The following is a 25,969-nucleotide window of genomic DNA, read 5'->3' as shown; positions in this document are numbered from 1 at the left end:
TCGTCGAGGCGTCCGATCGGGTGGTCACCGGGTGTGTCCGGCGCGCCAGGTGGGGGTCGTGCGCGTGCCGACCGGTCTCGGCTGAGGCAGCCTGGAGCGATGACCGAGTCACCGGAAGAGCAGCGGCGGCCCCAGGTGGTCGTCCACCCCGTCGACGTCGAGCACGGCGACACGCCGTTCCGGCAAGTCGACATCCTCGACCAGGCCGTGGGACACGCCTGCGACGCCGCCGACGTCGTGGAGTTCATGCGTCGCGCCGGGCTGGACACCGCCCTGGTGGACGCGCCGGGCGTGGTCGAGTGGCGTGGCGGCGGACCTGACGAGTGGACCTGGCACACGCCCGTCTGAGGTCGGGCTCAGCGCGGCAGCGGGAGCCCGAGGCGGGCGCGCAGACGGCGGTAGGCACGCCAGCCGAGGGTGGACCAGCGGTCGGGGAAGGGGGCGACGGGTGCGCCCCGGCCCTCCAGCCAGCCCTGGAACGTCGCGGGAGAGGTGTCCGCTCGGACAGTGAGGCGAGCCAGCCGCAGCGTGTCGTCGGAGGTCGAGCTGAACGCGTTGGCCACCCCGCACGCGCAGTCCCAGCCGGTGCGGAGCACCTTGCGTCGCACCGCCGGGCTCGAGTAGCCGTGGGGGTAGGCGAAGCTGCTGACGGAGTGGCCGAGGGCCTCCTCCAGCTCCCGCTTGCACAGCTCCAGCTCCACGCAGAGCGCGCGGCTGGTGAGGGTGTCCATCTGCGGGTGGGTGACCGAGTGCCCGCCGATCTCGATCCCGACGGCGTCCAGGCCCGCGATCTGGCGCCAGTTCAGCATGTCGGCCGGGCCCAGCAGGCTGCCCGACGGCGCGCCGCCGGGCGGGTGGACGGCGCCGGTCGTGACGAACAGCGTGGCGGGCAGCTCCCGTGCCTGGAGCTGGGGGGCGACCGTCCAGTAGAAGTCCGCGAAGCCGTCGTCGAAGGTCAGCACGGCGGCACGCGCGGGCAGCGCCGGGCCGCCCCGGATCGCGGAGACCAGGCGGCGCAGCGAGACCACGGTCAGTCCCGCGTCCGTGATCCGGTCCAGCTGCTCGGTGAAGGCGCGGGGGGAGACGGTGAACGGCGCGATCCACTCCGACGGCGAGTCGCTGACGGAGTGGTAGACGAGCACCGGCACCGCGGTCATCTCCCACCGCCTCGCTCCCGACGCCGGGCAGGACGCGCGGACAGCAGGGCCGAGGTCGCGAGAGCACGCAGCGGCCGACCGGGACGGGCGCCGGTGGCGGCGGCGTCCGGCCGCGAGGACCTCAGCCGGTCCAGCGTTCCGGCGGCGTAGCCGAGGACCGTCGCGGACACGCCCGCGCCCAGGGCCAGGGCGCGGCCCGGCGACCAGCGCGGGCCGGGCAGCAGTGCGGCGGCGACGGCGTGCGGGACGGCGCTGCGCAGGTAGGCGCGCTCGCTGGCCAGGGCGCGGGACGCGCCGGTGCGGGCGGCGACGGCGGACTTCGACAGGCCCTCGCCGTAGCAGCGGGTCAGGAAGTAGCGCCAGGTCCCGCGTTGCGGCGGCACGTGGTGGCGGACGACCGCGTCCGGCCGGTGCAGCAGTGCCGCGTCCTGCCGGGAGGCGGTGAGCCGCAGGCACAGCTCGGTCTCCTCGCAGCCCAGCGGCCGGGTGCCGACCCGGCCCAGGTCGGTGCGAAAACCGCCCGCCTCCGTGAGGGCCGCCCGGCGGAAGGACATGTTCGCGCCGATGAAGTTCCGCACGGGCGCGGCGGTTTCCGGTCCGCCCCGGTAGGAGCAGCCGACGACCCAGTCGAACTCCGGCGGGAACCAGCGCGGCCGCCCGCCTTCCCAGCGGGCCAGCACGGCCCCGCCCACACCGAGCACGTCGGGGTCGTCCGCCTCGGCCCGGCGCGCGTAGCCCGCGAGGAGCGCGGCCGCCCAGTCGGGCTCCGCGGCCGCGTCGTCGTCAAGGAACGCCACCACCTCGCCGCGGGCCGCCGCCACGCCGGTGTTGCGTGCGCCGGAGAGGCCGCGGCGTTCCGCGTTCGCCACGACCCGTACCCGCGTCCCGTCCGCGAGCCGCTCCACCAGCCGCTCCAGGGCGGGACAGTGGTCCACCACCACCAGGGTCTCCAGCACGGGCGGCCGTTGGGCCGCCACGGAGGCGACGGCCGCGCGCACGTCGTCCCACCGGTCGGTGGTGTAGCAGCAGACGACCACCGAGAGCGTGGGTGCGGCGCCGGGGTCAGCGCCGTGGGCCGGCCGCACCCGGTCTCACCGTCCTCGTCGTCGGGAGCCCCCGGCCCCGGCCCTCGCCGCGTCCGAGCCTGCGTCCCAGGCCGCGTCCCAGGCCGCGTCCCCGGCGCGGCCCGCTGCCGCGCCCCGCGCCGTACCTGTCCTGGAGGGCGCTGCGCAGGTAGCCGATGGGGCCGTAGGCGAGCCCGCGCAGTTGGAGCCGGGCCAGCTCGGCCGCGCTCGCGCCGGCGAGCGGCGACCGGGGCGCGTCGCGTCCGCCCGTACCCCGCAGGGCCACGCCCACGCCGCGCGGAAGGACTCTCAACAGGGCGGGCAGCGCCGCCGGTTGGTGCCGCACCGCTGCCGCGAGATACGCGCCGAAGCCGACCCCGTAGCCGAACGCCTGCGCGGGGACGGCGTCGAGGGTGCGGCGGTGGTGGTGCCAGACGATCGCGTCCGGCTGGTAGACCAGGGACGCGCCCGAGGTCAGCACCCGGAAGAAGGCGAGCAGGTCGTCGCCGCCGCGCGCCGGGGTGCCGGTGCCGGTCGCCGGATCGAAGCCGCCGAGGCGGCGCAGCAGGGAGGCCCGGAACGCCATGTTCGCGCCGGAGCCGAACCGACCGCTGGCGAACGGGAAGAGGGGCTCGCCCCGCGGCGGCTCCCACAGCGACCAGCGGCGCGGGGCGAAGCCCTTGGCGTAGCCGCCGTGCGCCTCCAGCGCGGCCTGGGCGGGCGTCTCCAGCTCGGCGGGCAGGATCAGCCCGGTGACGCAGCCGACCGAACGGTCCGTCGCGAAGGCGTCGGCCAGGGCGCTGGGCCAGCGCGGGTCGACCATGGTGTCGTCGTCGGTGAACGCCACCACGGCGCCGTGGGCGGCGGCCAGGCCGCGGTTGTGCGCGCGGGCCAGGCCTGCCACGGGCTCGCGCAGGTAGCGCACCTGCGGCGGATACCGCGTCAGGACCAGTTCCCGCGCCTCGGCGGTGGCGGGCGCGTTGTCGACGACCAGCACCTCCAGGCCGGGGTAGCGGGTGCGCAGCAGCGAGTCGAGGCAGCGTTGCAGCGACTGCGGCCGGTTGTGGGTGGCCACGACGACGCTCACGGTCGCCCCGGATCGGGACGTCGGCGCGGCCGGGTCGGGCCCCCACGGCTCACGGCGGCGCTGCTGACGGCGTCGCTCCCCGGTACGGCGCTGTTCGGGTCCGTGCCGTTCGGGGCTTCGCTGTTCCGGGATGGGCAGTTCACAGTAAGCGGCAGCGACCAGCGCCCGGCGGAGCCCGGCCGGATCGCCGGCTGCGCCGTCGGCCTGGACCAGCCCGAGCGGGTGTCCGTGCAGTCGCACCAGCGCCGACACGCGTCCGCTCGGGACGACGGGACCCAGGCCGCCCGGCGCGCGCAGCTCCTGCGGCCGGTCCAGCTCCAGTTCCACGACCCGGACGGGGGTGTAGCGCAGATCGCGTGCGGCAAGGCAGGGACAGGCTGCTTCGGAGCGCCGGTCGTGGCCTCTCATCGGTCCGCCCTCGCGGGAGCCGACCCCGTTCCCGCCACCGCGCCGACCGCCTGCCGGACGCCCTCGGAGAGCCTCGGGCGTTCGGCGAACAAGGTGCGCAGCACGCGTCGGCCGTCCGAGAGCGCGTGCAGGTGCGACCGTCCGGCGCGGCGGGGGAGTTCCAGGCTCGGGACCTCGGCGACGCGCAGGCCCGAGCGCAGTGCGTGCGCCACCATCTCCGTCTCGATCTCGAACCCGGGCGCGTGCAGGTCGAGTTCGTCCAGGAAGCTGCGCCGGAAGGCGCAGAACCCGTAGCACAGGTCGGTCAGACCCGCGTCGTAGAGCAGGTTGGTCGCGGCGACCAGGAGCTTGTTGCCGAACGAACGGATCGTCGTGAGGTCCTGGGAGCCGCCGCCCGCGATGTAACGCGAGCCTTTGACGAAGTCGTAGCCGTTGTCCAGGAAGTGGATGTAGTGCGGGATCTCTCCGGGCCACATGCTGCCGTCGGCGTCGAGCATCACCACGTAGTCGCAGCGTGCCGCGAGGAAGCCGGTGCGCAGTGCGCTGCCCTTGCCGGGGGCGTCCTGCCGCAGGATGCGCGTGGCGGGCCGGCACAGCCGTGCCATCCGTTCCGTCGCGTCGTAGGAGTCGCCGTCGACCAGCAGCACCTCGTCCACGCAGCGCGGGATCTCCTGGAAGACCCAGGGGATGTTGCGCGCCTCGTTGTAGGCGGGGATGACGAGGCTGACGGTGGATCGGGTCCGCGGGAGGTCCGTGGCGCGACGCCGGGGGACTGCGCCGGCCGCGGTGCGAGGGATGGGGGGCATAGTCAGGGGCTTGCCGGTGCTCATCGGAGATAAGCCTCTCCGGAGGGCGGCAGGGCATGCGCCGTCGGGGCGTGCGCCACCGCTGCGCGGGCCTACGGGCCCGCACGATGTCGGGAACGATCGCATCGGCGGAGTGCCCCAGCCCTGACTCCGAAGCCCGCCCCCGAGCCTCGCCCCCGTGCCGCCGGTCGATCTTGACGCGTGAAGCGTCGACCACCACGTCGGCAGCCGATGACGGCCGGATCGAGGACCCGTGCCGACGACTGCCAGGGGAACATCATCCTCAGCTGGAGGGGCGGAAGTCAAGGCAATTTAACTGGGTTTTATGCTATTCGTCCCTTTTTGGGGATTTGCCAGGAACAGCTCTTCCAGCTGCTCCGGCGTGACCGGGCGGCCGAAGTGCCAGCCCTGACCCCAGTCGCAGCCCAGGGCGCGCAGCCGCTCGGCGGTCTCGCGCGTCTCCACGCCCTCCGCCGTCAGCGTCAGTCCCAGGCTGCGGGAGAGGTCGGCGAGGCCGCCGATGATGCGCCAGGCGACGTCCGAGTCCGGCACCGGCTCGGCGGACGGCTCGGCGATGAACGAGCTGGACAGCTTGAGGCCGGACAGCGGAAGGTCGCGCAGATAGGCGAGGTTGGACCAGCCGGTGCCGAAATCGTCGACGGCCAGCGTGATCCCCCGGTCCACCAGGGCGTTCAGGACCCGCAGCGACTCGTCGCGCGGGCCGAGCGCGGTGCTCTCGGTGATCTCCAGCTGCAGCAGTCCGGGTTCCAGGCCGGTGTCGGCGAGGATCCGCCCGATGTCGGCGATCAGTCCCTTGCTGCGGGCCTGACGCGCCGTGATGTTCACGTTGACCTGCGGGGCCCGCTGCCCGTAGCGGCGCTGCCAGTCCGCCCCTTGGGCGCAGGCCTGACTGAGGATCCACCGGCCGAGCGGCAGGATCAGGCCGGTCTCCTCCGCGGCGGGGACGAACTCGTCCGGGCCCAGGGTGCCCAGCAGCGGGTGCCGCCAGCGCACCAGCGCCTCGACGGCGGTCAGCGAGCCGTCGGCCAGCGAGCACAGCGGCTGGTACTCCAGGAAGAACTCGCCGCGGTCCAGCGCCATCGGCATCCGCACCGACACGGTGTAGCGGCTCACGGCCTCGGCGTTGGTCCGGGCGTCGTAGAGCGTCCAGCGGGCGCCGCCGGCCTCCTTGGCCCGGTAGAGCGTCAGGTCGGCCGCGCGCACCGCCGCGCCCGGGGTGATCGTGCCGACGGGCCGCTCCAGCACCCCCACGCTGGCGCCGACGGCCAGCTTGTGGCCGTCGATGAGGATCGGCTCGCGCAGGGCGCCCAGGACCGTGCGGGCGGCGGCCACGGCGTCGTGCTCGCCGCCGCAGTGCTCCAGCAGCACGACGAACTCGTCGCCGCCGAGCCGGGCCACCGTGTGGCCGAGCGGACCGAGCGCCGTGGCCAGCCTTCCGGCGACCTCGACGAGCAGTTGGTCGCCGGTGGCGTGGCCGAGCGAGTCGTTGACGATCTTGAACCGGTCCAGGTCGATGTAGCAGAGCCCGAAGTGCGCGCCCGGCGGAGCCTTCGCGAAGAGCTCCTCCAGGCGCTCGAAGAACGCCGCGCGGTTGGGCAGGCCGGTCAGCGGGTCGTGGGTGGCCTGGTGGTGCAGCCGCTCCTGGAGGCGGTAGCGGTCGGTGATGTCCTCCAGCATCGCCACCTGGTAGCGCGGTGTGCCGTCCTCGTCGCGGATCAGCGAGACGGTCAGGTGCGTCCACACCACCTGGCCGTCCTTCCGGTAGTACGGCTTGTCGCACTGGAAGCTCTCCCGTCGCCCGCCGATCAGGTCCTCGTAGGCATGCCAGATCTCCGGGGTGTCCTCGGGATGGACCAGGTCGGTGACCGCGCGGCCGCGCAGATCCTCCAGCCGGGCGCCGAACATCTCCAGCAGCGAGCGGTTGGCGGCCAGGATCTCGCCGTCCACGCTGCCGACGCCGATGCCGACGGCCGCGTGCTCGAACAGGGCCCGGAACCGCGCCTCTGAGGCGTGCAGCGCCTGCTCCGCCTCGCGACGGGCGACGTCGGCGGCGGTGCGGATGGTCTCCTGCTGGCGCAGGGTGCGCTCGCGCAGGGCGATCGCCCAGGCGGCGGCGAAGGCGCCGGCCGGGTCGCCCTCCTGCGAGGGGGCTCCGCGCAGCAGCTCCACCGCCTCGACCAGCAGGTCGGGGTCGGTGAAGTGCGCGGCGACCAGGGCGGTCGCGGCCTGGCCGGGCCGTCCGTCGCAGATCATCGCCGCCGTCCGCGCGCCCAGCGCCGCGACCTTGGTCGGGTGCAGCGGGGTGCCGTGGCGGCGCAGCATCGCGGTCCAGCGCTCCGGGAACGGCGGCGGGGGTGACGTGCGCGAGGATGCCTGCGGGGACGCGACCGAGCCGGCGTCCTGGGCCCTCGCGGGGTTCGCGGCGTCCGGAGGCTCCTTCCCGGCGTGCGGTGGCGGCGGTGCGGGTCCCCGTGGGTCGGCGGTCACGGCAACAGCCCGACCCCGACGAGGCCCGGAAGCCGCTCCGGATGCGGCCCCACCGCTTCGGGGCTGTCGGGACGCCACTGCGTCAGGTAGACCAGGCCCGGATCCACGAGGGTGAAGCCGTCGAAGAAGCGCCCGATCTCCGCGTGGCCGCGCATCGTCAGCGGCGTGCGGGTGCGGGCGTAGATGTCCTGGTGCGGGCCGACCTGGTCCGGGCGGCCCTCGCGGCAGGCGTGGCACAGCACCATCGCGCTGCCCGGCGGCAGCGCGTCGCGCAGCCGCGCCACCTGCGCGTGCGGGTGCAGCTCGTCGGGCACGAAGTGCAGCACCGCGACCAGCAGCAGCGCCACCGGCTCGCCCGGCTCCAGCAGGGCCGCGACGTCCGGCTGGGCCAGCAGCTCGTCCGGCTCGGTCACGTCCGCCTGGACGACCCGGCACAGCGGGTCCTCCTCCAGCATCAGCTGGCTGTGCGCCACCGCGACCGGATCGCGGTCCACGTAGACGACCTGCGCCTCGGGCTGGAGCTCCCGGGCCACCTCGTGCACGGGGCCGAGAGTCGGGATGCCGGAGCCGATGTCCAGGAAGCGGGTGAAGCCCCGTGCCGCCAGATACTGCACCGAACGGCGCAGGAAGGCCCGGTTGGCCTGCATGATCTTGGGCAGGTCCGGCCACTGCTCCATGGCCTGGCGCGCCATCCGCCGGTCGGCCTCGAAGTTGTGGCTGCCGCCGAGGTAGTAGTCGTAGACGCGGGCGGCGTTCGGCGTCTCCAGGTCGACCCAGCTGGGCGACCAGGTCTGCCAGGTGTGATGGGCCACGGGCGCGCTCCTTTCCCAGTAGGGAGCGGCAGCGGTAGCGACATTCCGAGGCTGCGAGGCACCATATTATGACAAAGAGCGCAAAAGCGGCGGTACTTCGCACGGGATCGACCTCGGCCATACGTCGACGCAGGGCGGGACGGACACATGGCGGGACGGATCGAGGACTACGCGCTCCTCGGAGACCTGGGCACGGCCGCCCTCGTCGGCGCGAACGGCTCCGTCGACTGGCTCTGCCTGCCCCGCTTCGACTCGCCCTCCTGCTTCGCCGCGCTCCTCGGCGAGGAGCGCCACGGCCACTGGACCCTGGCCCCCGCCTACGACGGCGCACACCCCGCCGGCCGTCGCTACCTCGGCGACACCCTCGTCCTGGAGACCCGCTGGCGCACCCCCGACGGCGAGGTCCGGGTGCTGGACTTCATGCCGCAGCGGCCTTCGGACCGCGACGGCGAGCCGCCGCGCCTGGTCCGCCTGGTGGAGGGTCTGGACGGCAGCGTCGCCATGCGCGGCAGCCTGCGGGTCCGCTTCCACTACGGCCGCGTCGTCCCGTGGGTGCGGCGCACCGGCCACCACCGGGTCGCCGTCGCCGGACCGGACGCCGCCTGGCTCTCGGTGCCGCCCGGCGTCCACACCTACGGCGCGGGGGAGGGCGCCGACGGCTGCACCCGCTCCGAGTTCACCGTCGCGGCCGGCGAACGCGTCGCGTTCACCCTGACCTGGCAGCCCTCGCACCTGGCCGCCGCCCGCCGCTTCGACCCCGAGCGCAGCCTGCGGCAGACCCTCGACGGCTGGGAGGACTGGTCCGCCCGCTGCCGCTACCAGGGCCCCTGGCGCGCGCCCGTGCTGCGCTCGCTGCTCACCCTCAAGGCGCTCAGCTACGCGCCGACCGGCGGCATCGTCGCCGCGCCCACCACCTCCCTGCCGGAGTGGGTCGGCGGCCCGCGCAACTGGGACTACCGCTACTGCTGGCTGCGCGACGCCAGCCTCACGCTCGCTGCGCTGCTGCGCGGCGGCTACCGCGAGGAGGCCGCCTCCTGGCGGCGCTGGCTGCTGCGGGCCATCGCCGGGGACCGCTCGGGGCTCCAGGCCCTGTACGGGGTGGCGGGGGAGCGGGCCCTGCCCGAGACCGTCGCCGACTGGCTGCCCGGCTACGACGGCTCCCGGCCCGTCCGGCTCGGCAACGCCGCGGTCGCGCAGATGCAGCTCGACATCCAGGGCGAGGTCGCCGACATGCTGCACCGGGCGCTGGAGGCCGGGATCCCCATGGAGCGCCAGGTCTGGAGCCTGTTCCGGTCCTTGATGGCCACCGTCGCCGCCCGCTGGCACGAGCCCGACGAGGGCCTGTGGGAGATGCGCGGCGGCAAACGGCACTTCACCCACTCCAAGGTCATGTGCTGGGTGGCGGCGGACCGGGCCGTGCGGATGGCCGAGAGCACCGGGCTGCCCGCGCCGCTCGCGCAGTGGCGGGCGCTGCGCGACACCGTCCACGCCGACGTCTGCGCGCACGGCTACGATGCCAGGCGCGGCGTCTTCGTGCAGGCCTACGGCGGCGACGGGCTCGACGCCGCCACGCTGCTGCTCGCCCAGTGCGGCTTCCTGCCCGCCGACGACCCGCGCGTGGCGCGGACCGTGGACGCGATCCGCGACGAGCTCGACCTCGACGGCTTCGTCCGCCGCTACGACCCGGCCGCCACCCCCGACGGGCTGCCCGGCGGCGAGGGCGCGTTTCTCGCCTGCAGCTTCTGGCTCGCCGAAGCGCTGGCCCTCGGGGGACGCCGGGCGGAGGCCGCCGAGGTGTTCGACCGCACCGTCGCGGCCAGCGGCGAGCTCGGGCTGCTCAGCGAGCAGTGGGACCCGGTCGCGCGGCGCCAGCTCGGCAACGCGCCGCAGGCGTTCACCCACGTCGCCCTGGTCAACGCGGCGTTCGCGCTGAACACTCCGCTGAACGGTGGGTGAGGGGCGCTTTCCCGGTGGCGCGCGCCGTCGTATCCGCGGTGCACACCTTACGGTGTGTCACTCTTCTTGCGCGCTCTGTCATAGGAGTGCTAGCAATTGTCACTGAACGCACCTGCCAAGGGATCCCCCTGACCATGCGGCTCACCTTCCTCGGGACCACCTCGAACAACGGCAACTGCCCCACCCTCTACGCCACCGACCGGGGCACCCTGGTGGTCCAGGGGTACGCGGTCACCGATCCGCACGCGCGCGAGCAGCTGCGGGATCTGTTGCCGGGGGAGGACGCGGTCGAGATCCCGCGGGAGTTGCTGACCTTCCTGGGCTGAGACCGGGCCCTGGGCCGGGACCGGGCCGGGCGTCGAGTCCGGGTCGGGGGCGAACCCGCCGGGTCCTCGGGAGGGCGTTCGGGAGGGGCGGCGGCATGACGGACTTTCAGCGCGAACGCGAGGCGTTGGGTGCCTGGCTGCACCGGCTGCGCCGGGACGCCGGCCTCAACGGCAAGGAGCTGGCCGAACGGCTCGGCTGGGCGCCGTCGAAGGTCTCCCGGATCGAGCACGGTCGGCAGACGCCGACCACCGCCGACCTCGACGCCTGGTCCCTCGCCTGTGGCCAGCCGGGGGCCGCCGCCGAACTCACCGCCAGGCTCCAGGCCCTGGACAGCCACTACGTCACCTGGCGCCGCTCGCTGCGCGCGGGCCACGCGCCGCGTCAGCGGGTCGGCATGGAGCTCGACCGGGCCACCACCGTGCTGCGCGTCTTCGAGCCCGGCATGGTCCCCGGCCTGCTCCAGACCGCCGAGTACGCGCGCTCGCTGTTCACCGCGCTCGTCGCGCTGCAGGGCACGCCCGACGACGTCCCGCAGGCGGTGGAGGCCCGGATGGAGCGTCAGCGTGTGCTCTACCACGTGGGCCACGAGTTCCACTTCGTGCTGACCGAGGCCGCGCTGCGCGCCCGGCTCTGTCCGCCCGAGGCGCATCGCGGCCAGCTGGACCGGCTGCTGGCGGTGGCGTCCCTGCCGGGCGTCCGCCTCGGGGTCATCCCCGACACGGCGATGCTGCCGCTGGCGCCGCTGCACTCGTTCTGGATCTTCGACGACCGGCTGGTCCAGGTGGAGACCTGGACGGCCGAGGTCAACGTCTCCGAGGCGACCGAGATCGCCCTGTACCGACAGGTCTTCGACCGCTACGTCACCGTCGCGCGCTACGGCTCGGCGGCGCGCGCGATCGTCTCCTCGGTCCTGGCGGAGTGCGTGCGGTCCGAAGAGGTGATTGATGCGTCCGTGCCGCCTCAACTGGGACGAGATTCGCAATAACGCGCAATCGGAGTGCGTCGCAGGTGGGCCAGGCCCTACCCTCCTGCCATGGCGGACAGCGCGCGGGCGATCGGCTGGCTGCTGCGCGCGGCGCCCGTTCCCGGCTCGACCCTCGCCGAATGGAACGGCCGCTCCGACGGCAGCGCCGAACTCGCCGTGGGCGTCGTCTGGGACGTGGTCCGCGCCGAGCTGGAGCTCGGCCTCGAGGCCCTCGACCGTCTCCGCCTCGCCGGCGCCGCCGGCCCCGCGCTGTGCGCGGTCGCGGAGCGCCTCGTCTCCGTCCTCGTCCCGGTGGGCACGGCCGCGAGCTGGTCCCCGCCCATCCGCGGCGTCACCACCGCCGGCCGCGGCCAGCCGCTCCGCGTCCCCTTCCCCCGCGTCTCCCAGGGCCCCTACCACTGGCTCATCCCCCCGGACGGCAGCGGCCTCCTGACGGACCCGTCCCACCTCCGCACCGCCCTCCGCCGTGCCGAACGCGTCTACGCGGCCGAGGGCGCCGCCCGCTGAGGTGCGGCCCGCTGGCGCCGCCTCAGCGGGCGAACTTCGCGACGGCCTCCGGGGTGACGGGGGTGAAGAAGTTGACGAGGTTGCCGTCCGGGTCGCGGAAGAGCAGGGAGCGGTTGCCCCAGGGCATCGTGGTGGGGCCTGCGACGAAGTCGGTGACGAAGGTCGTCAGGTTCTCGTGCACGCGGTCCACGTCGTCGACGAGGAACTCGGTGATCACGCTGTGGTTCTCCGCCGGGCGGGCGGAGCCGGGGGCGAAGAGGGGGACCGTGCGGGTGCCGGCGATGGCCAGGGTCGCGCCCGCGGTCCTGAGCTCGGCGAAGTCCTCGGTGGCCCATGTGGCCTGCGCGCCCGTGGCCCGCTCGTAGAACGCGACCAGGCGCGCCACGTCGGCGGTGATGATGCGGATCGAGATGAAGTCCATGGGATCTCCTCGGCTGTGCTGAAGGTGAACGGGTCGTTCACCACGCAGGCTAGGAGAGATAGAGGACAGAATCGGTCCAGTATTCGCGTTAGGCTGCGAACATGCCCCGACCCACTGGACGCGTGCTGACACTCCTGGAGCTGCTCCAGTCCGGCGGCACCCGCACGGTGGCCGAGCTCGCCGACCGGCTCGCCGTCGAGGGACGCACGGTGCGGCGGTACGTCGACCAGTTGATCGACCTCGACGTGCCGGTCGAGTCGGTGCGCGGCCGCTACGGCGGGTACCGGCTCGGGCCCGGCTACCGGCTGCCTCCGCTCATGCTGAGCGACGACGAGGCGCTGGCCGTGTTGCTCGGCCTGGTCGCCGGTCGCCGGGCGGGGCTGACGCCGGCCCAGCGCACCGCCAACGAGACGGCGTCGGCGAAGATCCGCCGGGTGCTGCCCCAGCACATCGCCCGTCGGCTGGACGCTCTTCTCGAAACCCTCGACTTCACGGACCGGCCCCGCGAGTCCGACGCTCCGGACACCGCGGTCCTGCTCACCGTCGCCGACGCGGTCCGCCATCGCCGACCGGTCTCCGTCCGGTACACCGACCGCGAAGGACAGCGCAGCGAACGCACGCTGCACCCCTACGGGATCGTCGCCCACGGCGGCCGGTGGTACGTCACGGGCGTGGACGCCCGGATCGGCGAGGAACGGACCTTCCGGCTCGACCGCGTCGCGGACGCGCGGACCCTGCCCGGCTCCTTCGACGCGCCCGAGGGCGGCCCGAGCCCGGCCGAGCGCCTGCTGTCCGGCTTCGCCGCCGCCGAGCACCGGCATGAGGTGGCCTTGCGGATCCACGGGACCGCCGAGCAGATCCGCACCCGATTCCCCGCCGGCCTCGCGACCCTCTCGGAGCACGAGGACGCGCCCACGCACGAGCCCGCGCCCATGCGCGACCCCACGCCGGGCCGGGACCCGGCGGCCGAGCGCTGGCTGCGCGTCGAACTGCGGGCGGAGCGGCTCGACTGGCTGCCGCCGCTCCTCGCCTCCCTCGACCGGCCGTTCGTCATCGAGCGCCCCGACGAGCTGCGCGACCTCGTCGCCGCCCTCGCGGACCGGCTTGCGTCCTGCGCCCGCGAAGGCTGAGCGCCCTCGGTCTGGGCGCCCCGCAATGGAGAGCCCCGCGTGTTCAGACCGCGAGCGACCCCGCTCCGTACGGGGCGAGGACGAGGCGGATGACTTCCTCGAGGCGGGCGAAGGCGTCCGCCAGGGTGCTGCGGCCGGTGACCCAGGCGACCAGTTCGCTCTGCCAGGCCGCGTCGATGAGATGGGGGACCACCTCCCGCGCTGCGGGCGGGACGTCGGGCATGAGAGCGAGCAGGGAGGCGCGCCCGGTCGCCGCCATCGCGTCGACGACCTCGCTGGCGAAGGGGTCCGTGGACACCGTGACGGTGACCAGGAGACGCGCGAGGTTGGGCTGGCGCTGGAACGCGCGCATGCCGCGCCGGACGAAGCGGACGACGCGGTCGCTGCCGCGTGTGGGCGGAACGGAGCCGCGCAGCTCCGCGGCCAGATCGTCCATCAGCTTGGCGCGCCAGTCGGATGCCGCCGCGGCCAGCAGATGGTCCTTCGAGGAGAAGTAGCGGTACGTCGTACCGAGGGCGACCCCGGAGCGCTCACTGACCTGCTTCATCTGCAGCCGCTCCACACCGGTCTCCGAGACCAGGGTCAGAGCTGCGTCGATCAGGTGCTTCCGGCGTTCCAGCTGGCGAGGAGACATGGTCTCGACGGGCCTCGGTGACAGGTCTACCTTGGACACGCCGCCATCGTACCGGGAACCCCGTTGCACGTGTATGACGCCTCGTCAGCCGGTTCTCCGTCGGGAGGGCCGACCACCCGGCCGAGGCAGGCGGGGCGGGGCTCCGGGGGACGCACGGGCGTCCCCCGGAAGTGGAATGACGTTCTCATCCGACCGTCAGGTCAGCGAGATCTGCCCGCCGCTGACGCTGATCTTCTCCTCCGCGAGCGGGCTCGGCGCCGGACCACCCGCGACCGAGCCGTCGGTGATGTGGAACTGGCTGCCGTGGCAGGGGCAGTTGATGGTCCCGCCGGAGACGCTGCTCACCGTGCAGCCCTGGTGTGTGCACACGGCGGTGAAGCACTTGAAGTTCCCGGCCGTAGGCTGGGTGACGACGACCTTCTCCGCCGCGAACACCTTGCCTCCGCCGACCGGCACGTCCGAGGTCGCGCCGAGGACCGTGCCCGTGCCCCCGCCGCCCGCGCTCCCGCCGCCCTGGGACGGCGCGCTGCTGGGCGCGCTGCTCGGGGCGCCGGCGGCGCCCTGTTGCGACGGCGGCGCATCGGAGGAGCTGCTGCCGCCGGCGCTGGAACACGCCGCGAGCACGGCGGAGACGCCGACGACTCCGGCGCCGGCCAGAAGCGTGCGGCGCGCGGGCAGGTGGGCGGCCGGCTGGGCGTTGTCCGGTTCGTCCTCGTTCGTCCGCTGCGGGGTGGTCGTCATGTGGTACTCCCGTGGTGTGAGGGGCCGTTGGGGATGGTTTACGCACCCGCCGCCACCCCGGTTCAACCACCGCGGGACCTTCTCGCGAGCTCCACACGAGCTCCACATGAGCCTCGCATCGGCGCGTCAGCGCGTCGCCGCTCAGGCCAACAGCGCCCGCGCCCGCTCCCAGGAGTCCGGGTCCGCCGCCGCGAGCAGGCCGGAACGGTCCTCGCCCGGGCGGTAGCGGGAGCCGTCGAGGCGGCGGGCGTGGCCGCCGGCCTCGTCGAGCAGGAGCGTGCCGGGCGCGTGGTCCCAGGGCAGGATGCGGCGGTACAGCACGAAGTCGCGCTCGCCCTCGGCCAGGCGCGGGTAGTCCACGCCCGCGCAGCTCGCCCCGCGGCCGAGGGAGGCGAACCGGGGTGCGGCCGCGGCGACGCGGGCCCTTGCCGGTTCGTCGAGGAAGCGGGTGAGCACGTCCCCGCGCAACGCGGCCGGATCGGCGGGCGCGGGGGCGCGCCGCAGGCGGGTCCCGCCGCGCCACGCGCCCGAGCCGCGCTCGGCGACGTACGCGGTCCCGTCCACGGGCCGCAGGATCCAGCCGGCGACCGTCTCGCCGTCGCGGACCAGTGCCGCCATGACGGCGAAGCCGGGCCGTCCGGCGACGAAGTTGCCGGTGCCGTCGATCGGGTCCACGACCCACGCCGCGGGCGACTCGTTCAGCGCGCGCGGCAGCGTCGGATCGGCGGCGGTGGCCTCCTCGCCGACCACGGGCGCGTCCAGCAGGTCGCGCAGCCGTCGGCTGATCAGCGCCTCGGCCTCCCGGTCGGCGACCGTGACGAGCTCTCCGGGGGTCTTCTCGCTCACCTCACCGGCTGCGAGCGCCCCGAAGCGCGGCATGACGACGGTCTCCGCCGCCTCGCGCAGGATCTCGGTCACGTCGTCGATCTTCATGCCCGTCAGCCTAGGGCCTGCGGTCGGCCGACGGCGGCACGGACCACGGCCGCCGCGTCGCGGGGCCGCCGCCGAGGCCGGCGGCCGGGTCAGGCCTGGGGCTTGGGTCTGCGGATGCGGATCAGCGCCTCCTGGACGACGGAGGCGACGAGGCGGCCGTCACGGGTGTAGAACTCGCCCTGAGCAAGGCCCCGGCCGTCGGAGGAGGAGGGGCTGCGCTGGGCGAAGAGCAGCCACTCGTCGGCGCGGAAGGGGCGGTGGAACCACATCGCGTGGTCCAGCGAGGCCAGGCTGATCTGCGACGGCTCGGTCCGCTCGGCGCGCGGCACCTGCACGTGCAGGGCGGCGGTCGAGGCGAGGGTCAGGTCGGAGAGGTAGGCCAGGGCGCACACGTGCATCAGCGGCTCGTCCTGCGGCAGCGGCTGCGCCGACTTGAGCCAGACGAACTGCTGCACCACGCCGGGCAGTTCGACGGGCAGCCCGGGGCGGTCGCGGGGGACGATGCGCATGTCCAGGGTGAGCCGGCCGGTGGTGCCCCAGTAGTTCTCGGGGCCGCCCGCCGCCCAGGCGGCGTACGGGTCGGGCAGGCCCTCGGGGTCGGGCAGGTCCGGGATCTCGCGCTGGCGGTCCGGGCTCTCCTCCGGGGTCTTGAACGAGGCGGAGAGGGTGAAGACGGCCTCGCCGTTCTGGATCGCGGTGACCCGGCGCGTGGTGTACGAGCCGCCGTCGCGCAGCGCCTCGACCTCGTAGACCAGCGGGCGGCGCGGGTCGCCGGGCCGCATGAAGTAGCCGTGCAGCGAGTGGACCAGCCGTCCCGGGCTCACCGTGCGTCCGGCCGCGACGAGCGCCTGCGCCGCGACCTGCCCTCCGAAGGCGCGCAGCGGTGCGCCGGCGTGGCACCAGCCCCGGAACAGGCCCTGGTCGATCTCGTCGAGACTGAGCAGGTCGTCGAACCCCTTGATCTCGGGCCCGGCGGGGGAGGACGGGGAGGCTGGCTGGTGCGGTGTCGCGGCTGTCACCGCCCTATCGTTTCAGACCGCAACTGCCAGGCAGCTGTGATCTGCACAACCTTGCAAGTCAGCGGGGCCCTGCGACGCCTCCCGGCGGCTCGGCGCGTTCGGCGCGTTCGGCGTGCACGGCGCGCACGGCGCGTCTCAGCGCCGGAACTCGCCGCCGAGCCTGCGGAAGTCCCAGGAGGTGAGGGTCTCCGGCCGGATCCGCAGCCAGGCGTGGCGTCCGTCGTGGAACATCCGCTCGCCGAAGCCGTACTTCAGCGCGAAGGTCTTCTCGACGGTCTCCAGTTCCGGCACCGGCTCCGCCCCGGTCCGCGGCGCTTCGCCGACCGGCAGGGCGGAGCCCGTCACCTCGACGCCGCACAGCTCCCCGTACTCCTCGCCCGCGTCGACCACGACGGCGACGCGCGGGTCGGCCCGCAGCTCCGCCCAGCGGCGGCTGCGGACGATGGAGTACAGCCACAGCGCGGAGCCGTCCCAGGCGAACCAGAGCGGCGTCACGTGCGGACGCCCGTCGGCCGACACCGTCGCGACCCGGCAGGTGCGCTGCGCGCCGAGGAACGCGTCACGTTCCTCGGGGGTCATCATGATGCGGCGCCCGTGCCGTTGTTCGCGCATGGCCTTCCCCCTCCCGCCGGGATGCCGGACGATGAGGCACCAGTAGAACGTGTTCTTGTTCAGTGCGCCAGACTTTCCATGCGCCGAGTGCGGGAGGAGCCCAGTGAGCCGCTTCGAGACCCTGGACTACGAGGCGGGCGAGGACGGCGTCGCCTGGGTGACGCTGGACCGCCCCGAGGTGCACAACGCCTTCGACGCCCGCATGCTGCGCGAACTGCGCACGCTCTGGCGCGAGCTGCGCGCGGACGACTCCGTCCGCGTCGTCGTCCTCACCGGCGCGGGAGACCGCGCCTTCTGCACCGGTGTCGACCGCGGCGCTCTCGCCGACCCCGAGCTGCGCGTCGGCACCCGCGGCGGCACACCCCTGCACTTCGACGACCCCGGCGACTGGATCAGCCCCAAGACGGCGGGCGACCTGTGGAAGCCCGTCATCGCCGCCGTGAACGGCATGGCCTGCGGCGGGGCGTTCTACCTGCTCGGCCAGGTCGAGTTCATCATCGCGGCGGAGCATGCGACCTTCTTCGACCCGCACACCACCTACGGGATGGCGTCGGTCTTCGAGTCCATGGCCATGCTGCAGCGCATGCCGCTGGGCGAGGTGATGCGGATGCAGCTGATGGGCAGCCACGAGCGCATCGGCGCCCGCCGCGCGTACGAGATCGGCCTGGTCCAGGAGGTCGTGCCCGCGTCCGAGTTGCGCGAGGCCGCCGGCCGGGCCGCGGCCGCCCTCGCCTCCCAGCCCCCGCTCGCCGTCCAGGCCACGCTGCGCGCGGTCTGGTACGCGCAGGAGCTCGGCTACCGGCAGGCCCTCGACGTCGCCAAGACGCTCATCCAGGTCGGCAACGACCCCGCGTCCCTCGCCGCGGGGCAGGCGGCCTTCGCCTCCGGCGCGAGGACGCCGTGGCGGCTCCGGTGAGCGCCGGCGTGGTCCTATGCTCGGGCGCATGACCCTTCTGCGGATGGACAACGTCGGCATCGTCGTCGACGACCTGGATGCCGCCGTCGCGTTCTTCACCGAGCTCGGCCTGGAGCTGGAAGGCCGGCAGGAGGTCGAGGGCCTCTTCGCGGACCAGACCGTCGGGCTCGACGGCGTCCGCAGCGAGATCGCGATGATGCGCACCCCGGACGGCCACGGCAGGCTGGAGCTGTCGACCTACCGCCACCCCGCGCCAGTCGCCCCCGTGCCGCCGAACCCGCCGCCCAACACCCTCGGTCAGCACCGGGTCATGTTCGCCGTCGAGGACATCGACGACACCATCGCCCGCCTGCGCGCCCACGGCGCCGAACTGCTCGGCGGCGTGGCGCAGTACGAGTCCGTCTACCGGCTCTGCTACCTGCGCGGGCCGGCGGGCGTCATCGTCGCGCTTGCCGAGCGGATCGGCTGACGCGGGCGGACGGCCGGGTGGACGGCTCGGCGACACACCCACGCTCGGATCAACGCCCGTGGCCTGCGGGACGGGCGACTTAGGGTCGGTCCGAATCCAGGTGCGGGAGCTTCATGGCCGCGCGCCCACCGACCCCAGGGGAACGACCATGTGGAGAGTTGTCGCCTCGGCCGTCCTGGCCGGCGTCGTCGGCCTGTCGGGCGGCGCTCCCGCCGCCGCCCAAGGGACCGCGCGACCCGCGCGCGATCAGGTCACCGCGGTCTCGGTCACGCCGAGCGTCTCCCCGGTCCCCGTCGAGGGCACCGACGGCCGCATCCACATGCCCTACGAGCTGCTGCTGGTGAACTTCGGCACCGATCCCGCGACGATCGACTCGGTCCTGGCCCTCGACCGCGGGCACCCCTCCCGGGTGCTCGACTCGCTGACGGGCAACCAGGTCGCCGCGCACTTCGCCATCGCACAGATCGGCACGGTCCCCGGGCCGAGCGCGGTCCTCGGCGCCGGGCAGGAGGGGATCGTCTGGATGGACGCCACCGTCCCGAACCGGGCGAGCGTCCCGCGTCAGATCGTCCACCGGATCTGGGTGAGGTTCCCGAAGGGACAGGCGGGCGGCCTGGTACCGGCCGACGTCACCGTGACCGTCGCGCCGACGGCCGTCTCCCACCTCCCCGCGCCCGTCGTCGCGCCGCCGCTGTCGGGCACGCGCTGGTTCGACGCGAACGGATGCTGCTCGATCGTCACCGCCCACCGCGGGTCGGTCAACCCGCTCGACGGACGGACCAACTACCCCGAGCGCTCAGGGATCGACTTCATCAAGCTCGACGACCACGACCGGCTCTTCACCGGACCGGCGGTCAAGCTCTCCAGCTACGCGTACTACGGCGCCCCCGTCACCGCCGCGGCCGACGGCGAGGTCGTCGAGCTGCGCGACGGCCTGCCCGACCAGGTGCCGACCATGGAACCGCCGCTGGGACAGCTGCCGCTGGCGGACTTCGCCGGCAACCACGTCATCGAGAAGTTCAGCTACGCCGGCCACACCTACTACGCCCTGTACGCGCACATGAAGCCGGGCAGCGTCCGCGGGCGCGTCCACCTCGGCGAGCACCTGCGCGTCGGACAGCAGGTCGGCCAGGTGGGCAACAGCGGCAACAGCGCCGCGCCGCACCTGCACTTCCAGGTCATGGACCGGCCGTCCGCCCTTGCCTCCCAGGGCATCCCCTACGCCTTCGACCGGTTCCTGCTGCGCGGCCGGGCCGCCTCGGAGAACGTCGTGACGGACGTCCTCGACGGGCGGCGGTTCACCTACGCGCGCGGCGTCAGGCCGCAGCAGCAGCGGTGCCGCCTGCCCCTCTACCTCGACCTGGTCGACTTCCCGAGGACCGCCGCGCACCGATGACGGCCGATCATGCGGGGCGTAGCCTGCCCGCATGACGAAGCGGACGTTCTCCTGGGAGACCGAGGCGCACCGCTACGACGAGTCGCGCGGGGGCGAGGTGCGCGCCCGGTCGGCCGCGGAGGGGCTGGAGGACCTGCTGCCCGCTGACGTGCGGCTGCTCGCCGACGTCGGCGGCGGCACCGGGATCATCAGCCGGAGGCTCGCCCGCCCGGAACGGGAGGTCGTCGTCGTGGACCTCACCCACGCCATGCTGCGACTGGCGAGCGCCCGCATGCCCGGGCGCGCCCTGCGCGCGACCGCGGAGCGGCTGCCGTTCCGGGACGGGACGCTGGACGCGGTGACGAGCGTGTGGCTGCTCCACCTGGTGCCGGACTCACGGCCCGTCGTCGCGGAGTTCGCGCGGGTGCTGCGTCCCGGCGGGGTGGTGGTCTGCACGGTCGACAAGGACGCCTGCCACGACGTCGGCAGCGACATCGACGCCGTGCTCGGGGATCTGCGGCCGCGCCGGGGCAACGCCGTGGGCGCCGCAGAGCAGGACGCGACCGAGCGGATCGTCGCGCACGGGGCGGAGGTCGGGCTGGAGCCGGTCGCCGAGGGGGCGTTCACCGCGCATCTGCGCGGCACGACGCCCGCCACCCTCGCGGACCTGATCCGCGCCGACCGGTACCAGTTCTGGGCCGACCGCCTCGCGCCCGCCGACCGGCGGCGCGTCCTGGACGGGCTCGCCGCGCTGCCGGACCAGGACCGCAGGCGGCCGGACCCCACCTTCCGCCTGCTGGCTCTGCGCCGCACCTGAGGCGGGGCGCCGTCAGGCGGGCGCGCGCACCGCGTCGTTCTCGTCGTCCTCGTCCGGCCGGTCCGCGCCGCCGGCTGCGGTGGCGTCGGCGGTGGCGTCGGTGGGGGCGGCGTCGGCGTTGAGCTCCGGCAGGACGGGGACGAGCGACTGGGTGTCGCCGTCGACGTCCTCGTACGCGCCGGGGGCCGCGACCGCGCGCCACCAGGCGCGCTGCGGCAGCGGCTCGTCCGGTTCGAACGGCTCCCCCGGCCGCGGCGTGGCGAGGGGGACCTCGTGGGCGAGCGCCGCCTCCATCGTCCGCTCGATCGGCTCGTCCCAGGCGTGCGGGGCGAGGTCGAAGGTGCACCAGTGGATCGGCAGCAGCACGCCGCCGCCGAGGTCGAGGTGGGCGCGCACGCCCTCCTCGGGCGTCATGTGGACCTCCGGCCAGAACCGGCTGTACGCGCCGATCTGGATCATCGCCGCGTCGAAGGGCCCGTGCTGGGCGCCCGTCTCGGCGAAGCCGTGGAAGTAGCCGGTGTCGCCGCTGTGGTAGATCCTGCGGTCGCCCCCCGCGACGATCCAGGACGCCCACAGCTGGTAGCGGCTGGTGCGCGGGCCGCGCGAACAGTAGTGACGCGCGGGCGCGGCCGTCAGCGTCAGTCCCGCGACCTCCGCGGACTCGTGCCAGTCCAGCTCGATGATCCGCTCCGGCGGGACGCCCCAGAACTCCAGGTGCGCGCCGACGCCCAGCGGCACCGCGAAGACCGCGCCGCACGCGCCGAGAGCTCGCACGGCCGGCAGGTCGAGATGGTCGTAGTGGTCGTGGGAGATCACCACGACGTCGACCGCGCCGAGTTCGGCGGGCGGGATCGGCGCCGGGTGGAGCCGGCGCGGGCCGAAGCCGGGGATGGGCGAGCAGCGCTCGCCGAAGACCGGGTCGAACAGGACCCGGCGTCCGCCGATCTCGGCCAGCACGCCCGCGTGCCCGAGCCAGGTGAGCCGCAGCCCGCTCGCGGGCGGCGCGGCGAGCTGCTCGGAGGTGAGGCGGTGCACGGGCACGGCGCGGGCCGGGCGGCGGCGGTCGCGGTTCTCGGTGAGCCCGGCCTGCAGCGCGGCGAGCGTGGTGCCGGGCAGCATCCGCCGGGTGCGGACGGGGTTGCGGAAGGCCCCGTCGACGAACTGCGGCGAGCGCCGGATCCTGGCCAGTCGCTCGCCGGTCGGCTCGGCCGCGCAGCCGAAGCCCTCAGGGCGGACACCGCCCGGGCGACGGAGGCGGCCGAGCCATTCCAGCCGTTCGGCGAGCGGCTCGCTGACCGAGGGGAGCGAGACGGACGGGAGAGAGGGCAGCGAGTCCAGCAGCAGGGACGGCGAGGTCGGTTCCGCGGGACGCGGGGACCCCTCGGGACGGGCACGGCCGGGCACAGCACCTCCAGGAGACGCGGTGAGCGGTGAACTGCGTGACGATCTTTCGCAGCCTACCCGCGCGCCACCCGGGTCGCCCGGGCGGCGACCGGCCGTGCCTGCTCCGTCAGGCGGGGATCACGCGTGCGTCACGCCTGCCTCACGCATAGAAGCGGGTGATCGTGTCGGCGACGCAGTGCGGCTTCCCGGCGCCCTTGCTGGTGATGGTGTAGCGGACCACGACCTGCAGGCCGCCGGAGACCGTGTCGGCGGAGACCAGTTCGGCCGTCGCCCGGACGGAGGAGCCGACCGGGACGGGGGCGGGAAAGCGCACCTTGTCCGAGCCGTAGTTGACGGCCATCCGGACGCCCTCGACGCTGTAGCACTCCTTGGCGAGCACGGGGATCAGCGACAGGGTCAGGTAGCCGTGCGCGATGGTCGTGCCGAACGGCCCGTCCTTGGCGCGCTCCGGGTCGACGTGGATCCACTGGTGGTCGCCGGTGGCCTCGGCGAACAGGTCGACGCGCTTCTGGTCGACGAGATGCCAGTCGCTGCTGCCGAGCTCGGTGCCGACGGCGGCGGCGAGGTCCTCAAGGGAGGCGAAGGTGGTCATGCTCCGGAGCGTAGCCCCCGGTCCGGTCCACCTGAATGTGGCGCAGGTCACGACGCTTGGCGGGTCGGGGCTGGGGCATGCGAAGGCGGGCCGAGGCGTGCGGGAGGTCGCGCGGCGGTCAGGCCGGGTCCGCCCGCCGCCCGTGCGCGGCGCGCATCTCGATCGTGTCCGCCCCTCGGGCACGCCCCGCCGGGATGGGCTCGCTTCGGGTACCGGGCGCAGGCCGCCTGCGCGCCGGGCGCGTGGGGCTTGGGCGCTGCGGGTTCCGTGCGCGTGCGCTCCGAGTGCGTCGGGAAGCGGCGGCGAGGTGTGGGTGGCCGGTTTTCTGTGCGGTGGCAGGGGGTAGAGGGCCGGGGCGAGCAGGTGAGGCGTATGGGGCGGACGCCGGGGGGACGGTTCCGACCTGGGGTTGCGCGCACGGGGGCGTCTTTCGGTGGCGGCCTTCTGGAACGTTCCGGTGTGGTCAGGTGTCAGGTGTGGGGGTGGCGTGGATCTCGGGGTGGAGCTCGTGCTCCTCGGTGCCGAGTGCCCCGACGAGCGCGCGTTCGGCGGCTCGCTCGGTGCGGCGCAGGGCGCACAGCGCTTCTGGCGTGCCGTCACGACGACGCTCGCGGACGCCGGTCCCGGACGTTGCCGGGTCACCACCGTGCACCCTGAGGCCGACGCGAACGCCGCGCTCGCCGCCCTTCAGCAGGCGGCCGCGCGCGAGGGACGGCTGCTGTTGGTGTACCTCGCGGGACAGCTCGCCTGGGACCCGCGCCGCCGGCGTCCCGTGCTCGTCGTCGCGGGCAGCCTGCGCGACAGCGCGGCGCAGCGCGGGCTCGCCTGCGACTGGGTGACCAGCGCGATGGCCCACGGCTCCGCCGCGGAGGCGCTGCTCGTGGTGGACCTGACGGCGGACCAGGAGGCGTGGCAGGAGTGGCCGCAGTGGGCACGGACCGTCACGGCGACGGGTTCGGTGCCGATCTGGGGGAGGGTGGCGCGTTACGAGCCCCCGCGCCGGGGGCGTGCGCCGGTGCACGGCCGCGCGGGAACACTTGCGGAGGCGTTCGACGCGCTCCTTGACGTCGGGTTGCCGGGTGCGCCGGCCGTGCTGGATCCGGGCACGCTCCATCCGGCCCTTCTCGCTCTCGACCCGGACGCGCCGCAGGCGGCGGCGGGTCGGGGCGGCGGCTCCCCGGCCGCCGCGCACTGGCTCGGTCCGCCCGAGGGAAGCCGGTTGCTGCTGCGCAACCGCGCGCTGCTGCGCGGCCTGCTCAGAACCGGTCCACGACGCGGTCCGGCGCCTCCCGGGTACTGACTTCGGCATATTCCTGTGAGTGACCTTGACGTGCGCATTACCGTGGAGAGAATTTCAGCCACAAGCCGGGACAGCACGCTGTGCGAGGCATATGGTGCTGAACACCGTCAACTGGGTACTCGGCGGCAAGGGGGGAGCCATGCGGCGTCTGGGACCCGCATTCCTGAACCACCCTTTACGCGACCAAAGGGCCCACCCGGTCAACGAGCCGGAACGGGCGGTCGCGACGGACACCACGGCGGGCCGGCCTGGGGACCTCTGCCGCCGCCTCGCGGCTGCGGTGCTGGTCGGCGCGGTGAGCGTGGTGCTCGCGGCCTGCGGCAACAGCGGCAGCGCCCAGACGCTCGACGGCGCGCCGTCGAACCCCGTCAGCGCGCCGCCGCCCAGCCTGCGCCCGGCCCAGGGCCTGAGCGGTCCGTCCGCCGAGGTGGTGCTCCGCGCCTACCGCGGCTACTGGTCGGCCCAGGTACGCGCCATGTCCACCGGCCATGCGGACGGCAGCGACCTGTCCACCTACGCCACCGGGGAAGCGCTGAGCGACAGTTACGCCAACGTGGTGCGGCTCGTCTCGGCCGGGCTGCTGATGTCGGGGGCGCCGCAGATCCACCCCGTGGTCACCTCGGTCGGCCCGCTGCGCGGCGACCCGGCGGAGCAGCAGGCGACGCTCCAGGACTGCCTGGACGTCTCCGGCTGGCACCAGGTGACGGCCCAGGGCGGCCGGACCAGCGAGCCCGGCGACCGACTGCTGCGCTATCCCCTCGAGGTGACGGCCCGAACCGTCGGAGGTGCCTGGATGATCAGTCAAGTCACGCGCGAGACGGGCAGAACATGCTGAGCGGCCCGCCCGTGCGCCGACCGGGCCGACGGACGTGGGCGCGCGCCGGCGTCGCCGTCGCCCTGGCGCTCGGCGGTCTCGTGGGCGCGGGCGGCACCGCGCACGCGGGCGTGGGCCCGTGCGACAACAGCTACGTCTGCGTGATCGTGGGCGGCGGCGGCAAGCCCCCGACGGGCGGCGGCGGTTCGGGCGGCGGAGGGGGCGGCGGTGGCGGCGCCTGCTGGTACGGCCAGACCCCGATGGCCTGCTACATCCCCGGCATCGGCTGGCTCTCCGCGCAGGACGGCTGCTACTACATGCAGATGGCGCCCCAGCCTCCGGCGGGCGACCCGCTCTGGCAGGGGCACCAACCGGGCGACGGCGCCGTCTACGTCCGTACCTGCTCCCTGAACGCGGGCGGCGGCACCGTCACCCTCTGGATGGCCGCACCGCCCCCGATGCCACCGCAGGTGACGCCCGGTGAGCTGGCCGCCTGGGCGATCGCGAAGATCCCGCGCCGCGCCGCGGTGATCCACAGCGCGCCCGGCAACGGACAGCACGGCCTGGTCAACTCCCCCGTCATGCTCTGGATCGGCAAGCAGGGCAAGGGCTACCACAACACCTACATCGCGCCGAGCACGCCCGCGTGGGCCACTGCCAGCGTGCCCGGGCTCTCGGTCACCGCCTACGTCTGGTCGACCGGGGTCACCTGGAGCACCGGCGCGGGCCAGACGGTCTGCGACGGACCGGGCACGGCGTTCGACAAGAAGGCCGGGTTCGTCTCCGGCTGCTCCTACACCTACGACAAGGCCAACGACGCCTACGTCATCTCGGCCCTGGTCGGCTGGCACGTGCGCTGGACGGCCAGCACCGGCGAGACGGGCGACTTCGGCCTGGACGACATGCAGAGCGCCAACCAGATCGACCTCGCGGTCAAGGAGATCCAGGTCCTCAACTGACCGCGCTCACCACGGCACCACCGCACGGTAGGCACCACCGCACCGAACGCACCACCGCACGGAACGGCAAGGACGCACCGCAAGGAACGCACCGCAAGGAACGCACAGCAACGCCACGGACGAAGGAAAGAGGCGAACCACGGTGGAAGCCCCCGCGTCGCCGACGCTCACTGCCGGACAACGCCCGGCCGCCGCACCCGCGCGCGCCCCGCAACG

General features: G+C 74.2%; 27 protein-coding genes. 13 read left to right on the top strand and 14 right to left on the bottom strand.

The window, feature by feature from the left end; all coding sequences use genetic code 11:
- The first annotated feature begins 99 nt into the window (after window positions 1-99).
- Window positions 100-348 carry a hypothetical protein gene (locus tag TR48_RS09980; protein WP_042365635.1) on the top strand — a complete coding sequence of 83 codons (249 nt, stop codon included), beginning with the start codon at window positions 100-102 and terminating at the stop codon, window positions 346-348.
- 8 nt (window positions 349-356) lie between these two features.
- Here the strand turns inward: TR48_RS09980 and TR48_RS09975 are convergent, their stop codons facing one another.
- From TR48_RS09975 to TR48_RS45350, 6 genes are all read right to left on the bottom strand, one after another.
- A complete protein-coding gene (locus TR48_RS09975) occupies window positions 357-1,157 on the bottom strand; it encodes a polysaccharide deacetylase family protein (protein WP_236652086.1) in 801 nt (266 codons plus the stop codon).
- A complete protein-coding gene (locus TR48_RS09970; RefSeq protein ID WP_063770954.1) occupies window positions 1,154-2,242 on the bottom strand; it encodes a glycosyltransferase family 2 protein in 1,089 nt (362 codons plus the stop codon). Before TR48_RS09970 ends, TR48_RS09975 begins: the two co-directional genes overlap by 4 nt.
- Entirely contained in the window at window positions 2,220-3,716 is a 1,497-nt protein-coding gene (locus TR48_RS09965; protein ID WP_084729127.1) for a glycosyltransferase family 2 protein, read from the bottom strand. Before TR48_RS09965 ends, TR48_RS09970 begins: the two co-directional genes overlap by 23 nt.
- Complete coding sequence (locus TR48_RS09960) at window positions 3,713-4,522, bottom strand: glycosyltransferase family 2 protein (RefSeq protein WP_170183526.1); 810 nt, start codon at window positions 4,520-4,522, stop codon at window positions 3,713-3,715. Before TR48_RS09960 ends, TR48_RS09965 begins: the two co-directional genes overlap by 4 nt.
- Window positions 4,523-4,834: 312 nt before the next feature.
- Window positions 4,835-7,030: a putative bifunctional diguanylate cyclase/phosphodiesterase gene (locus TR48_RS41770; RefSeq protein WP_236652085.1), complete on the bottom strand. Its 2,196-nt coding sequence runs from the start codon at window positions 7,028-7,030 to the stop codon at window positions 4,835-4,837.
- Window positions 7,027-7,842, bottom strand: coding sequence for an SAM-dependent methyltransferase (locus TR48_RS45350; RefSeq protein ID WP_042365633.1), 816 nt, complete (start codon window positions 7,840-7,842; stop codon window positions 7,027-7,029). Before TR48_RS45350 ends, TR48_RS41770 begins: the two co-directional genes overlap by 4 nt.
- A gap of 147 nt (window positions 7,843-7,989) precedes the next feature.
- Between TR48_RS45350 and TR48_RS09945 the strand changes: the two genes are divergently transcribed.
- The 4 genes from TR48_RS09945 (at window position 7,990) to TR48_RS09930 (ending at window position 11,617) form a co-directional block, all read left to right on the top strand.
- Window positions 7,990-9,798, top strand: coding sequence for a glycoside hydrolase family 15 protein (locus TR48_RS09945; protein ID WP_042365632.1), 1,809 nt, complete (start codon window positions 7,990-7,992; stop codon window positions 9,796-9,798).
- 134 nt (window positions 9,799-9,932) lie between these two features.
- Entirely contained in the window at window positions 9,933-10,124 is a 192-nt protein-coding gene (locus tag TR48_RS09940; protein ID WP_042365631.1) for a hypothetical protein, read from the top strand.
- Window positions 10,125-10,219: 95 nt separating this feature from the next.
- Window positions 10,220-11,110, top strand: coding sequence for a helix-turn-helix domain-containing protein (locus TR48_RS09935; protein WP_042365630.1), 891 nt, complete (start codon window positions 10,220-10,222; stop codon window positions 11,108-11,110).
- A 48-nt stretch (window positions 11,111-11,158) separates the two neighbouring features.
- Entirely contained in the window at window positions 11,159-11,617 is a 459-nt protein-coding gene (locus TR48_RS09930; RefSeq protein WP_042365629.1) for a hypothetical protein, read from the top strand.
- Window positions 11,618-11,639: 22 nt separating this feature from the next.
- Here the strand turns inward: TR48_RS09930 and TR48_RS09925 are convergent, their stop codons facing one another.
- Window positions 11,640-12,038 carry a VOC family protein gene (locus TR48_RS09925; RefSeq protein WP_042365628.1) on the bottom strand — a complete coding sequence of 133 codons (399 nt, stop codon included), beginning with the start codon at window positions 12,036-12,038 and terminating at the stop codon, window positions 11,640-11,642.
- A 101-nt stretch (window positions 12,039-12,139) separates the two neighbouring features.
- On the opposite strand from TR48_RS09925, the gene TR48_RS09920 reads away from it, so the two are divergent.
- Complete coding sequence (locus TR48_RS09920; RefSeq protein WP_042365627.1) at window positions 12,140-13,168, top strand: helix-turn-helix transcriptional regulator; 1,029 nt, start codon at window positions 12,140-12,142, stop codon at window positions 13,166-13,168.
- A gap of 43 nt (window positions 13,169-13,211) precedes the next feature.
- Here the strand turns inward: TR48_RS09920 and TR48_RS09915 are convergent, their stop codons facing one another.
- The 5 genes from TR48_RS09915 to TR48_RS09895 all read right to left on the bottom strand — a co-directional run bounded on the left by TR48_RS09915 (window position 13,212) and on the right by TR48_RS09895 (window position 17,107).
- Window positions 13,212-13,841, bottom strand: coding sequence for a TetR/AcrR family transcriptional regulator (locus TR48_RS09915; RefSeq protein ID WP_084729123.1), 630 nt, complete (start codon window positions 13,839-13,841; stop codon window positions 13,212-13,214).
- A gap of 156 nt (window positions 13,842-13,997) precedes the next feature.
- Window positions 13,998-14,543 (bottom strand): Rieske (2Fe-2S) protein, encoded by a 546-nt coding sequence (locus TR48_RS09910; protein ID WP_042365625.1) that lies wholly within the window; start codon window positions 14,541-14,543, stop codon window positions 13,998-14,000.
- A 141-nt stretch (window positions 14,544-14,684) separates the two neighbouring features.
- Window positions 14,685-15,476: an inositol monophosphatase family protein gene (locus TR48_RS09905; protein ID WP_042365623.1), complete on the bottom strand. Its 792-nt coding sequence runs from the start codon at window positions 15,474-15,476 to the stop codon at window positions 14,685-14,687.
- Window positions 15,477-15,565: 89 nt separating this feature from the next.
- Complete coding sequence (locus TR48_RS09900; protein ID WP_042365622.1) at window positions 15,566-16,495, bottom strand: acyl-CoA thioesterase; 930 nt, start codon at window positions 16,493-16,495, stop codon at window positions 15,566-15,568.
- Between the two features lie 135 nt (window positions 16,496-16,630).
- Complete coding sequence (locus tag TR48_RS09895; RefSeq protein WP_042365621.1) at window positions 16,631-17,107, bottom strand: pyridoxamine 5'-phosphate oxidase family protein; 477 nt, start codon at window positions 17,105-17,107, stop codon at window positions 16,631-16,633.
- A 103-nt stretch (window positions 17,108-17,210) separates the two neighbouring features.
- Between TR48_RS09895 and TR48_RS09890 the strand changes: the two genes are divergently transcribed.
- From TR48_RS09890 to TR48_RS09875, 4 genes are all read left to right on the top strand, one after another.
- Window positions 17,211-18,023, top strand: coding sequence for an enoyl-CoA hydratase/isomerase family protein (locus TR48_RS09890; RefSeq protein ID WP_084729121.1), 813 nt, complete (start codon window positions 17,211-17,213; stop codon window positions 18,021-18,023).
- A gap of 28 nt (window positions 18,024-18,051) precedes the next feature.
- The gene (locus TR48_RS09885; RefSeq protein WP_063770957.1) at window positions 18,052-18,492 is read left to right on the top strand and encodes a VOC family protein; all 441 of its coding nucleotides are present in this window, start codon (window positions 18,052-18,054) and stop codon (window positions 18,490-18,492) included.
- Between the two features lie 148 nt (window positions 18,493-18,640).
- On the top strand, window positions 18,641-19,888 hold the full coding sequence (locus tag TR48_RS09880) for a M23 family metallopeptidase (RefSeq protein WP_042365620.1): 1,248 nt from the start codon (window positions 18,641-18,643) through the stop codon (window positions 19,886-19,888).
- A gap of 31 nt (window positions 19,889-19,919) precedes the next feature.
- Window positions 19,920-20,684, top strand: coding sequence for a class I SAM-dependent methyltransferase (locus TR48_RS09875; protein ID WP_042365619.1), 765 nt, complete (start codon window positions 19,920-19,922; stop codon window positions 20,682-20,684).
- 12 nt (window positions 20,685-20,696) lie between these two features.
- On the opposite strand, the gene TR48_RS09870 is transcribed toward TR48_RS09875, so the two are convergent.
- Both TR48_RS09870 and TR48_RS09865 read right to left on the bottom strand, forming a co-directional pair.
- Complete coding sequence (locus TR48_RS09870) at window positions 20,697-21,956, bottom strand: MBL fold metallo-hydrolase (protein WP_084729158.1); 1,260 nt, start codon at window positions 21,954-21,956, stop codon at window positions 20,697-20,699.
- 271 nt (window positions 21,957-22,227) lie between these two features.
- A complete protein-coding gene (locus TR48_RS09865; RefSeq protein WP_042365618.1) occupies window positions 22,228-22,680 on the bottom strand; it encodes a MaoC family dehydratase in 453 nt (150 codons plus the stop codon).
- Window positions 22,681-23,179: 499 nt separating this feature from the next.
- On the opposite strand from TR48_RS09865, the gene TR48_RS09860 reads away from it, so the two are divergent.
- The 3 genes from TR48_RS09860 (at window position 23,180) to TR48_RS38720 (ending at window position 25,753) form a co-directional block, all read left to right on the top strand.
- Window positions 23,180-23,980 carry a hypothetical protein gene (locus TR48_RS09860; protein ID WP_042365617.1) on the top strand — a complete coding sequence of 267 codons (801 nt, stop codon included), beginning with the start codon at window positions 23,180-23,182 and terminating at the stop codon, window positions 23,978-23,980.
- A 139-nt stretch (window positions 23,981-24,119) separates the two neighbouring features.
- Window positions 24,120-24,815 (top strand): hypothetical protein, encoded by a 696-nt coding sequence (locus tag TR48_RS38725; protein ID WP_152627882.1) that lies wholly within the window; start codon window positions 24,120-24,122, stop codon window positions 24,813-24,815.
- Window positions 24,809-25,753 carry a hypothetical protein gene (locus TR48_RS38720; protein ID WP_052442536.1) on the top strand — a complete coding sequence of 315 codons (945 nt, stop codon included), beginning with the start codon at window positions 24,809-24,811 and terminating at the stop codon, window positions 25,751-25,753. The genes TR48_RS38725 and TR48_RS38720 overlap by 7 nt, the downstream gene beginning before the upstream one ends.
- Window positions 25,754-25,969: the final 216 nt, after the last annotated feature.

Source organism: Streptacidiphilus neutrinimicus, assembly GCF_000787815.1.
GTDB classification, from domain to species: domain Bacteria; phylum Actinomycetota; class Actinomycetes; order Streptomycetales; family Streptomycetaceae; genus Streptacidiphilus; species Streptacidiphilus neutrinimicus.
This window is presented reverse-complemented; position numbering and strand designations above follow the sequence as displayed.